The 10,702-nt window shown below is 51.3% G+C and carries 9 protein-coding genes; 4 read left to right on the forward strand and 5 right to left on the reverse strand.

What is annotated here, in order from left to right; translation table 11 throughout:
• The first annotated feature begins 166 nt into the window (after positions 1-166).
• Positions 167-1,141, forward strand: a complete 975-nt coding sequence (locus tag AAF564_22980) for a substrate-binding domain-containing protein (GenBank protein MEM8488431.1) — start codon at positions 167-169, stop codon at positions 1,139-1,141.
• Positions 1,142-1,150: 9 nt separating this feature from the next.
• Here the strand turns inward: AAF564_22980 and AAF564_22985 are convergent, their stop codons facing one another.
• The 3 genes from AAF564_22985 to AAF564_22995 all read right to left on the reverse strand — a co-directional run bounded on the left by AAF564_22985 (position 1,151) and on the right by AAF564_22995 (position 5,812).
• On the reverse strand, positions 1,151-3,178 hold the full coding sequence (locus AAF564_22985; protein MEM8488432.1) for an ABC-F family ATP-binding cassette domain-containing protein: 2,028 nt from the start codon (positions 3,176-3,178) through the stop codon (positions 1,151-1,153).
• Between the two features lie 206 nt (positions 3,179-3,384).
• Positions 3,385-4,776, reverse strand: a complete 1,392-nt coding sequence (locus AAF564_22990; GenBank protein ID MEM8488433.1) for an undecaprenyl-phosphate glucose phosphotransferase — start codon at positions 4,774-4,776, stop codon at positions 3,385-3,387.
• A 163-nt stretch (positions 4,777-4,939) separates the two neighbouring features.
• Positions 4,940-5,812: an ROK family protein gene (locus tag AAF564_22995; GenBank protein ID MEM8488434.1), complete on the reverse strand. Its 873-nt coding sequence runs from the start codon at positions 5,810-5,812 to the stop codon at positions 4,940-4,942.
• A 278-nt stretch (positions 5,813-6,090) separates the two neighbouring features.
• Between AAF564_22995 and AAF564_23000 the strand changes: the two genes are divergently transcribed.
• From AAF564_23000 to AAF564_23010, 3 genes are read left to right on the forward strand one after another with little or no spacing between them, the layout of a single operon-like run.
• On the forward strand, positions 6,091-7,410 hold the full coding sequence (locus tag AAF564_23000; protein ID MEM8488435.1) for a (Fe-S)-binding protein: 1,320 nt from the start codon (positions 6,091-6,093) through the stop codon (positions 7,408-7,410).
• 28 nt (positions 7,411-7,438) lie between these two features.
• Positions 7,439-8,224 carry a (Fe-S)-binding protein gene (locus AAF564_23005; GenBank protein MEM8488436.1) on the forward strand — a complete coding sequence of 262 codons (786 nt, stop codon included), beginning with the start codon at positions 7,439-7,441 and terminating at the stop codon, positions 8,222-8,224.
• Between the two features lie 31 nt (positions 8,225-8,255).
• Complete coding sequence (locus AAF564_23010; protein ID MEM8488437.1) at positions 8,256-8,861, forward strand: short chain dehydrogenase; 606 nt, start codon at positions 8,256-8,258, stop codon at positions 8,859-8,861.
• Between the two features lie 43 nt (positions 8,862-8,904).
• Here the strand turns inward: AAF564_23010 and AAF564_23015 are convergent, their stop codons facing one another.
• Positions 8,905-9,879, reverse strand: coding sequence for an electron transfer flavoprotein subunit alpha/FixB family protein (locus tag AAF564_23015; GenBank protein MEM8488438.1), 975 nt, complete (start codon positions 9,877-9,879; stop codon positions 8,905-8,907).
• A 73-nt stretch (positions 9,880-9,952) separates the two neighbouring features.
• A partial coding sequence (locus AAF564_23020) for an electron transfer flavoprotein subunit beta/FixA family protein (protein MEM8488439.1) occupies positions 9,953-10,702 on the reverse strand: 750 nt, incomplete at its 5' end.

The following is a 10,702-nucleotide window of genomic DNA, read 5'->3' on the forward strand; positions in this document are numbered from 1 at the left end:
GGCCATGTCTATTATACACGTAAATCTATCGTTTTGCGTATGCTGGTTGTCCACAATAGTATGCATCGCGCAAGCAGTGTGACTACAAGCAGCATTGCCATCCTTTTCTATAAATTTTGTATCCTCATATTTCAGATGCAGGTCAACTTACCTTAATGCTTTCGCCATGAACCGTTTAACCGCGTTATTTAAACCTACCTTGTTTGTCATTTTTATCACCCTGGTCGTGACGGGCTGTGCTGAACAAAATACCAGTTCGGAAGAGAAACCCGTGATTGGGGTTTCAATCATGACGGCAACGAATCCGTTTTTTAAGTTGCTTGGCGAAACGATTGCTGATGAAGCCGGCAAGTTTGGGTATGAAGCTGTTGTTGTTTCCGGTGATTATGACATCAGTAAACAGAAGAATCAAGTTTCTGATTTTATTGTGCAGGGGGTGGATGTGATTGTACTTACGCCGATAAACTCCAAGTCGATCGGTACTTCCATTGCAGAGGCAAATGAAGCCGGCATCCCCGTGTTTACAGCAGACATTGCTGTGCTTGCAGAAGGCGTGCAAGTGGTGTCTCATATCGCAACAGACAATTACCAGGCCGGCCGTGTAGCAGGACAGGCCATGATCGAAGGCGTTGATACTGGTGGTGCAATTGGTATTCTGGATTTTGCAGAAGTAGAATCTGTTATCCTGCGTACGCGCGGATTTATTGATGCGCTTAACGAGCACGAGGCGGCAACAGGCATCAAATTCGAAGTTGTTTCTCGCTTACCCGGTGGGGCCGAAAAAGCCATTTCCTACCGCGCTGCGCAAGACATGCTGCAGGCGCATCCTGATTTGAAAGGAATTTTCGCGATCAATGACCCGTCGGCATTGGGTGCTGTAGCTGCATTGGAAGAGTCGGGCCGCGAAGATGAAGTAGTAGTTATCAGTGTTGATGGACAGCCGGAGGGCCGGCAAGCTGTGCTCGAAGGGAAAATTTATGGTGATGCCGTGCAGTATCCGGACAAGATTGCACGCACAACCGTGCAGACCATCATGAAATACGTCAATGGAGAAGAAGTGCCCCCGGAGATTCTGATTCCAACCGAACTTTATCGCATGGAGCAAGCGCTGCAGGATAGCTCGCTAGCGCCTTTGCGGTAAGCTGGGCCGCTAGGAGATTTCTGCAAGGATCTCTGCCATTTTCTCCCACTCGCTGTACATGGCGGCGAGTTCGTCTTTCATCATTTGATAGTTGGTTGTAAGGTCTTTGGCCTTATGGGGGTCATTGTATATATCAGGATTTGCCAGGTCCGCCTCAATCTTTTTCAGCGTTGCTTCTTTGGTTTCGATCGTAAACTCAAGCGAGGTATGGGCCTTTTTGAGTTGAGAAGGGGTAGTGTACGACCCCTCAAAATCGGCGTCTTGCATGGCAGCCTGATACCGCAAATTACGCTCCTCTGCTTCGCGGCGCTTCTGCTCTTTGGTTTTAGGGCCGCCTGAACGCTTCTTTTGTGGTTCAGCCTTTTCTTCGTTTGAAGCAGCAGCGACAGCCTGTTGCTGTTTGCTGGCGGTTCCGTGTTCAATTTGCCACTGGTAGTCCTTGTAGTTGCCGATGTACTCGCGGACCGCCCCATCTTCCACCCGCCATACCTTGTTCACAATCTGATCAAGGAAATGCCGATCGTGGCTCACAACAATGAAGCTGCCATTGTATTGCTGCAAGGCTTCGATGAGCACGTTGATAGACTGGATGTCGAGGTGGTTGGTGGGCTCATCGAGAATGAGGAAGTTGGCCGGCACCAGGAGGGTACGGGCAAGCGCGACCCGGCTTTTTTCTCCGCCCGAAAGTACGCCAATCGGTTTAAATACGTCATCACCAGTAAACAGGAATGCACCAAGCACGGTGCGCAACGCTGTTTCAGTGTGCCCCTGAGACACTTCTTGCATTGCGTCGAGCAGGGAGTATTTCAAGTTGAGTGCATCTGCCTGATGCTGGGCGAAGAACGTTTGGTTTACCTTGTAACCTAGTGTGCGGTCACCTTCAAAAACTTCTGTGCCGTTGATGATGCGTGCAAGGGTCGATTTGCCGGCGCCATTTTTCCCGGTTAGCGCAATTTTATCGCCACGCTCGATGAGGATAGGCCTCGTTTTGTCAAAAACCTGGATGAGCCCTTCCTCAGTTTCATAGTGTTTGGAGAAGGTAGAGAGCTCCATCACCGTGCGTCCGGAGGGTTCTGCTTCGGGGAAGCGGAAGGTGATTGCCGACTGTTCATCTGGCGGCGGCGGAATACGTTCGAGGCGTTCTAGGCTTTTCACGCGGCTCTGCACCTGCCGGGCTTTGCTCGCCTTGGCGCGGAAGCGTGTAATGAAGCGCTCTGTTTCGGCTATGTGCTTCTGCTGGTTTTCGTAAGAAGCGCGTTGCAACTCCCTGCGTGCAACCCGATCCTGTAGATAGAAGGTATAGTTGCCGGCGTATTCTGTGATGTTGCCTCTGTACAACTCGGCCGTAGTAGTGACCATCCGATCGAGGAAATAGCGGTCATGTGATACAATGACAACGGTGCCGTTGTACGACTTGAGATAACGCTCCAGCCAGTCGATGCTGTCAATGTCGAGATGGTTAGTCGGCTCATCAAGCAGGAGGAAGTTTGGCTTTTGTAGCAGGAGCTTGGCAAGGGCAACGCGCATCCGCCAGCCGCCAGAAAAGGTTTGCAGTGGCCGGTCGAGATCGTCGGCGTCAAAGCCAAGGCCCGTCAGAATGGCTTCGGTCTGGTCTTCGATCCGATGGGCTTCATGCGAAAGCAGTTGATCGTGTATGCTTTGCAATTCACCCAGCAATCGCTGGTATCCCGGGTCTTCGTGGTCTTCTCTGGCATCGAGTTCACGGGTAATGCGGACTTCGTTTTCTTGCAACGACAAGATTTCTGCAAAAGCCAGCAACGCCTCTTCTTTGATCGACCTGTCAGAAGGCATTTCTTGCACATTCTGCTCAAGGTAGCCTATGGTGTTGCCACCAGTGATGCCGATATTGCCGGCATCTATGTCTTGACGGCTGGCAAGCGCCCGCAGCAAAGTTGACTTACCGGCACCGTTGGGGCCAATCAGCCCGATGGATTGGTTGGCCTTGATGGTCCAGGTCAGGTTGTCGAGAATTTGCTGACCGCCAAATGCCAGGGATACGTTGGTGAGCTGAATCAATGCGAATGTCTGCTTTCGGTTGCCGTTGTCGAATGGGCTTTTATATCGACAAACATGGGAGTCGATCCGGCTGAATTGCGGATTCTTGGAGGAGAGTTAGGAATAGGTATGGGAATATCGAATACCGAACAAGAAACGAACCCTGGCTTGCCAGGGAGACTAACGAAGTAAATTATGAATGTCGAATTTTAGATTCCATCAACCATCTAGTACGCGTTTTCGCTGAGAAACCCTTTCCATAATGTGAGCCACATGATTTTAAGGTCGAGTTTGATCGACCAGTTCTGGATATAGTAGAGGTCGTACTCGATACGTTTTTCGATGGAGGTGTTGCCGCGCCAGCCGTTGATTTGTGCCCAGCCAGTGATGCCGGCTTTCATTTTGTGGCGGAGCATGTAGCGGGGTACTTGCTGCTTGAAGTTTTCGATGAACACCGGCCGTTCAGGTCTTGGCCCAACGACCGACATATCTCCTTTAAGGACATTGAAGAATTGCGGCAACTCGTCGAGTGAAGTTCTGCGCAGAAAGGCCCCCGAGCGTGTCGCGCGTTTCTCGCCGGCTTTGGCCCAAACCGGCCCCGAGCTTGCCTCTGAGTCTACGGGCATGGTTCGGAATTTCAGGATATTAAATTTCTGTCCATTAAGTCCCATGCGCTCCTGTTTATAGAAAACCGGACCTTTGGAAGAAAGCTTTACAACGATTGCAATAAGGAGTAGCACGGGAGAAATAACCAGCAAGAATAAGCTGGAAAAGACGACATCGATAGCCCGCTTGACAAAATGCCTGTACTCCATCGGGGCTTCGTCGAGGATGTGTAGGACCGGTAGCCCATCAACATCAGTAATGCGACTATTGAGCAAATTGAATTGGAACAGATCGGGTACGAGACAGACGTGGGTAAGCCGGCGCGACAGCTCATCTACAATCTGGGTAACCTTCTCAATCGCTTTCAGCGGAAGCGCGATATAGACGTAGTCGATGGGGGTATCTTGTGCTGCAAAGTCATCAACAATTTTGAGTGCGTCGGCTGTAATACCAAGCACATCTTCTTCCTCCTGCCGTTCGTCGTCGAGGAAGCCAACCACTTCGAGCCCCATCCAGGGATACTGGTTGAACGACGACTGCAACTGCCGACCGGCTTTGCCGGCGCCAATGATCAACACCCTGCGTACATTGCGCCCGCTGACCCTTGCCCGGTACAGCGTATAAAACGTAACCACCCGGAGCCCGATCATGAGCGTTGGCATAATGGCGCCAAACAAGATCATATGTAGCCGGGAGAAATAAAACTCGCGATAGAAAGAGAGGGACGCTGCAACAACAAGCAGTACAATGCCAACAGACTTTGCAACGGAGAAAATGAGACGGGTGAGTCGCTGGGCCCGGTCGGGTGCGTACAGTCCTGAAAAGGTGAAGACCATCATGGTGATGAGCAGCACCCAGGGCAAAAAGCTCAGGTACCGCTCAAGAGGTAACCACTCCGGCGGTGTCAGGAGCTCAAATCTGATGAAGTATGCGGTAATCCATCCTACAATAACAAGCGCTGCATCGCAAAAAAACAGCAGGCGCTGGTAGAATCGACTTTGTTCTTGAATCATGGCTGAAGGACAGGCATCAACGAAAAAAATGCTGTAATTGTATCGCTAGGCCATGCAGTGAATAGCTAATGTGTGAAATTCTGGGTGATGGATATTGGGAAAGATACCCTGAAATTATTTTATGCGTTCCCGATGTACACTAAAAAGCATCAATTGTGCCGAATTAGATGGCTTCTTGCGCGAGGGCAATGGAGCCCAGAACACCTGCCTGGTTACCCAACGCCGGCGGTACAATGTATGCATTTATATCCGCTGTTATTGCTGCTTTGGCGATATATCCGTTCAAGGTCTCTTGTACGATACGTCGAATTTTTGGAAACAGCTGCTCCTGTTCCATTACGCCGCCGCCCATAATGACGAGGTGTGGGGAGAGCGTGAGAATGTAGTTGACCACAGCCATTGCGAGGTACCAGGCTTCTATGTCCCAGGCTTCGTGGTCGGGGGGGAGGTTTTCGGCGGCTGTGCCCCAACGTTTTTTTAGCGCCGGCCCGGTTGCCATGCCTTCAAGGCAGGTTTTGTGGTACGGACAATTGCCAGCGAATGTATCCCCTGGCGCTGTTGGTAACATCAGGTGGCCCATTTCGGGGTGCAGCAGGCCGTGCAGGCGTTGTCCGTTTACAATGGCACCGCCACCAACGCCCGTACCCACCGTGAGGTATAACGCTGAATCAACATCACGCGCGGCGCCCCATTTGTATTCTCCAAGTGCTGCACCATTCACATCCGTGTCAAATACAAAGGGCTGGTTCAGTACCTTATGAATTTCGCCGGCAAGGTCGGTATTGGCCCAGCCCGGTTTGGGTGTACTTGTGATATAGCCGTACGTAGGAGATAGTGGATTGGGGTCCACGGGGCCAAATGAGGCAATACCTATGGCTGCCAGGCTATCGTTGTACTTTTTGAAGAAATCAAGTGTCCTGCCAATGGTTTCTTCCGGCGTTGTTGTTGGAAATCGAACAATCTCGTGTAAATCATCAGGGCCGTTTCCCACAGCGCAGACAAACTTGGTACCGCCAGCTTCAATACCGCCAAACATGCTCCTTACAGGAATGGTGAATAATTACAGGGGGGTGGGAAAGAAATAAGCAAAATGCTACTTTCATGCTACCTGTAATGTACGTCTGCCTTTGTTTTTCCCTAACTTTCATGAGATTGGATCTGTCAGACCAGCCACGGGTTGCTTTCAGGGGAAATCGCATGCTGCACCGATTTTAGGGTAGCAATGTGTGCAATATTGACAAGGGAGTTTGATCAATCTACCGTATGACGCGTTGGACGCGGGTCCTCAGTTGTTGACGGTTGACGGGTGTAGTGATGATTCAACAGATACTATTTATCGTAATTGCCGGCGGAGCCCTTCTCTTTGCTGCCCGGCAATTCTTGCAAATCAAAAAGAAAATCAGCCTCGGGCAGCCCGAAGAAATTAAGGGCGATACGGGTGAGCGCATCAAGAACGTCCTGCTTATTGCATTAGGGCAGAAGAAGATGTTCAAACAGTGGGTGCCGGCGCTGATGCACTTTGCCATTTACGCCGCTTTCCTGATCACGCAGATCGAGTTGCTTGAAATCTTCTTTGATGGTGTTACAGGCGCACACCGCGCTTTTGCGCCGGCGCTTGGCGGGTTCTACACGTTTGTTATTAGCACAATCGAAGTGCTCACTTTTTTTGCTTTTTTTGCAACGATCATTTTTCTCGTACGCCGCACACTGGTAAAGCCGGCAAGGTTTACGCAAACCGAAATGCAAGGCTGGCCCGCCCGCGATGGTATTCTCATCTTGCTGGGTGAGCTTGTATTGATTGCCGGTATTGTGTGTATGAACGGTGCTGACGTACTCCTGCAAAAGCTCGATCCTGCCCATTACCCCGATACCGGTACCCTTGCCGTGAGCAGTTGGCTCGGGCCCTTGTTGTTTGGCGGACTCTCGCAGCAAAGTCTTGTTGTTGTGGAGCGTTTTGGGTGGTGGCTGCACATCCTTACGGTGCTCGCTTTTCTCAACTACCTGCCGATCTCAAAGCATCTGCACATTGTACTTGCATTTTTTAACGTCTACTACAGCCGACTCAAGCCTCGTGGTGAGATGGAGAACATGCCTGAAATCATGAATGAAGTGAAAAGCATGATGGGGTTGATTGAAGCGTCTGAAGCGGATATGGGTGCAGAATTGCCTGAGTTTGGGGCCAAAGATGTTACGGGGTTAAGCTGGAAAACACTCCTGGAAGCATATTCTTGCACAGAGTGTGGGCGGTGTACCGAACAGTGTCCGGCCAACCTGACCGGCAAAAAACTGTCGCCCCGCAAAATTATGATGGACATCCGCGATCGGACGGATGAAGTAGCAGCTGGCCTGGCTGTCAGCGAAGCAGTGGCGCCGGCTGACTTTGATGATGGGAAGTCGCTTTTCGATTATATCGCGTCTGAAGAATTACACGCCTGTACAACATGCCAGGCTTGTGTAGAGGCGTGTCCTGTGATGATTAATCCGATGGAGCCCATTTTGGCGCTGCGCCGGTATGAAATCCTGACGGAGTCGAAGGGACCAGCCGATTGGATCCCGATGTTTACAAGCGTTGAAAATAACGGTGCCGTCTGGGCTGTAGCAGATCCACGCGATGGATGGACCCGCGAAGACTAGCAGCCAATAGATCGAAAGGAAATAGCTTATGAGTAATGTGCCAATCATGGCCGATGTTGCTGCGGCAGGCAAAGAAATAGAAGTTTTATTTTGGGTGGGATGTGCCGGCAGCTTTGATGCGCGTGCACAAAAGGTGACACGCGCCTTTTCGGAGATCCTCAACGCGGTGGGTATCAATTATGCGATTCTGGGGAAAGAGGAGTCGTGCACAGGTGATCCTGCACGTCGCGCCGGCAATGAGTTTGTCTTTCAGATGACCGCGCTCCAAAACATTGAGACGCTCAACGGTTACGGCATCAAAAAAATAGTGACCGCCTGTCCGCATTGCTTCAATACGCTCAAAAACGAGTATCCTGCGCTGGGTGGTTCTTATGATGTGATTCACCATACACAGTTGTTGCAAGACCTCATCAATACGGGCCGGCTAAAACTCCAGGGTGGCGGCTCGTTCAACGGCAAACGGATCACATACCACGACTCGTGCTATCTTGGCCGCATAAATGGCGTGTATGAAGCTCCACGTGCGCTTTTGGAAGCACTTGACGTAGAGCTTGTTGAAATGAAGCGCTGCAAGAGCAAAGGGTTGTGCTGTGGCGCTGGTGGTGCACAAATGTTCAAGGAAGATGAGCCGGGCGAGAAGCGCATCAACAAGGAGCGGGTGGAGGAAGTGCTTGAGACAGGCGCCTCAGCAGTTGCGGCAAATTGTCCGTTTTGCCTGACAATGCTGCGGGATGGGGTTACAGCAGAGGGTAAAGAGGAGCAGGTGATGGTATACGATCTTGCCGAGCTGATTCTCGACAAAATGAAAGACTGATTCAGATCAGTGTTTACAACAAAGGGTGCATATGAAAATTCTGGTTGTGGGTGGTGCAGGGACAATCGGCCGGCACGTTGTCGCTAAATTTACCACCTCGCACGAGGTACTGGTGGCTGGGCGGAATACGGGAGATGTGACGGTAGATCTTACTGATGCAGCTTCAATTGAAGCCATGTTTGCTCAAACCGGACCGCTGGGCGCCATTGTATGCATCGCCGGAGACGCCAAGTGGGCCCCCTTTAATGAACTCGCTGAAGAAGATTACTATATCGGGTTTCGCAGCAAACTCATGGGACAGGTCAACCTTGTGCGTCTCGGACAAGCACATCTTAATCCAGGGGGCTCATTTACCCTCTCTACAGGAATTCTGGCAGATGATCCGGTTGTGATGACGGCCAGCGCCGCGATGGTGAATGGTGCGATCCACAGTTTTGTAAAGGCTGCATCTCTCGAAATGGAAAATGGACACCGTTTGAATGTGGTGTCATCTGGACTTGTAGAAGACTCTGTAGAAAAGTATGCCGACTATTTCCCCGGCCATAACCCCATCCCGATGCCCAAAGCTGTAAATGCCTACGTGCGCAGCATTATGGGAAAAGCAAACGGCGAAATATTCAGGGTCTACGACCATTGAACATTCCGCCGTTAAAATTAGCAGCCTGGCAAGAGAGCCCGTGTTAATCCTGTGCTTTCAATTTGCGTACTTCTTCAGTAAACGCCGGCAGCACATCGAACACATCTCCAACAATTCCATAGTCAGCTACCTTGAAAATAGGCGCTTCAGGGTCTTTGTTGATGGCGACGATATACTTCGAAGAGGAAACACCTGCTACATGCTGGATTGCCCCAGAAATGCCGCAGGCGATATAGAGGTCTGGTGAAACGGTTTTGCCCGTTTGCCCGATGTGCTCCTCGTGAGGCCGCCAGCCATCGTCTGACACGGGCCGGCTACATCCTGTGGCTGCACCAAGCAGATCAGCCAGGTCTTCGATGATGTTCCAGTTATCAGCGCTCTGCAAGCCACGGCCGCCGCTAACAATGATGTCTGCTTCAGTTACGTCCAGGTTGCCATTGCTGCTGCCTTCGTACGCGGTAACGACAACTTTAGCAGCGGGAGCGGCAATGGTCAGTGTTTCGGTCGCAATCGCCGTTGGGCTTTCAATGGGTTTGTAAGACTTTGGGCGAAGGGTTGCGAGTTGCGGCGAACCTGTGAGGCGCACTTCAGCGAATGCTTTACCGGCATACATCGGACGCTTAAACAGCAACGCGCCACCTTCTTCGCGCATATGCACACAGTCTTGCGCCAGTCCGGTTTCGAGCATCTGCGACACGCGGGCCATCACGTCTTTGCCCGTGAAGGTTGCACCCATGAGTACAATTTCAGCACCAGCTTCACGGATCGCCTGTGCAATGATACTGGCATAAACGTCTGGGCTGAATTGTGCAAGCGCCGCATCTTCTACGAGTAGGGCTTTTTCAACACCATATGTGCCTGCAGTTTCAGCCAGTGGTGCGAGGTTACCGCTACCGAGCATCAGCGTGGCAACGGGTTTCCCGATTGTAGCGCCGAGGGCTACTGCAGCTGTATAAACTTCAGCATTAACGGACCGCAACGCCCCCTGCTGTATATCTGAAACAACTAATATTGACATGTTAATCTCAACAATCTTTGGATGGGGAAGCAAGGCGTCTTGGCCGGCTTCCGAATAGCTGAATGCCTAATCCCTAGATAACCTGGGCCTCATCACGCAACAATTGAACAACGGCAGCAGCGTCAGCAGCGCCCTCATTAAACAGTTTGCGCTCCCCTTTTTCCTGCGGATAAGAGAGGTTTTCTACTACCAACTGCGCTTCCGGCAAGGTGGCTTCAACCACTTCAATAGGAATACGTTTGGCCTGCATAATGCCACGCATGGAACGGTAACGAGGCTCGTTCAGGTGGCGATTGGCGCCAATGACGGCTGGTAGTGAAAACGAGAGGCGCTCGTGTCCGCCTTCAACTTCACGTAGGGCTGTGGCGTTGTTGCCATCAAGTTCTAGCGAGACGATGACGCTGGCGCAAGGCAGGTCGAGCTGTTGCGCAATGCGTGAAGGGACCTGTGCGTGGTCGTCGTCAATGGCTTGACGGCCCGTGAAAATCAGGTCGTAGCTGCCTTCTTTGAGCACGGTAGCAAGGGCAGTTGCCGTTACGCCGGGGTCATCCGGGATGGCCTCGGTATTGATACGGATTGCCTTATGAGCGCCCATAGCCAGGGCTTCACGGATGGTTTTCTCCACACGTGCCGGCCCAAGGGCGATAATGGTTACCTCGCCGCCATGTTGCTCTGTAAGCTTGATGGCTTCTTCGATTGCAAATTCATCGTAAGGATTGATAATCCACTGTATTCCGTCTTCAACAACTGATTTTTGATCACTAATATTTATTTGCGTTGTTGTATCCGAGGACCAGTTCAAACATGCTATCTCATTCCCACA

This window comes from Bacteroidota bacterium (assembly GCA_039111535.1).
GTDB lineage: Bacteria > Bacteroidota > Rhodothermia > Rhodothermales > JAHQVL01 > JBCCIM01.

Excerpts from the sequence above, each read along its gene's own strand:
- AAF564_22995 (MEM8488434.1), bottom strand. The coding sequence starts at position 5,812 with ATGTTTGGCGGTATTGAAGCTGGCGGTACCAAGTTTGTCTGCGCTGTG.
- AAF564_22980 (MEM8488431.1), top strand. The coding sequence starts at position 167 with ATGAACCGTTTAACCGCGTTATTTAAACCTACCTTGTTTGTCATTTTT.
- AAF564_23000 (MEM8488435.1), top strand. The coding sequence starts at position 6,091 with ATGATTCAACAGATACTATTTATCGTAATTGCCGGCGGAGCCCTTCTC.
- AAF564_23010 (MEM8488437.1), top strand. The coding sequence starts at position 8,256 with ATGAAAATTCTGGTTGTGGGTGGTGCAGGGACAATCGGCCGGCACGTT.
- AAF564_22990 (MEM8488433.1), bottom strand. The coding sequence starts at position 4,776 with ATGATTCAAGAACAAAGTCGATTCTACCAGCGCCTGCTGTTTTTTTGC.
- AAF564_23015 (MEM8488438.1), bottom strand. The coding sequence starts at position 9,879 with ATGTCAATATTAGTTGTTTCAGATATACAGCAGGGGGCGTTGCGGTCC.
- AAF564_23005 (MEM8488436.1), top strand. The coding sequence starts at position 7,439 with ATGAGTAATGTGCCAATCATGGCCGATGTTGCTGCGGCAGGCAAAGAA.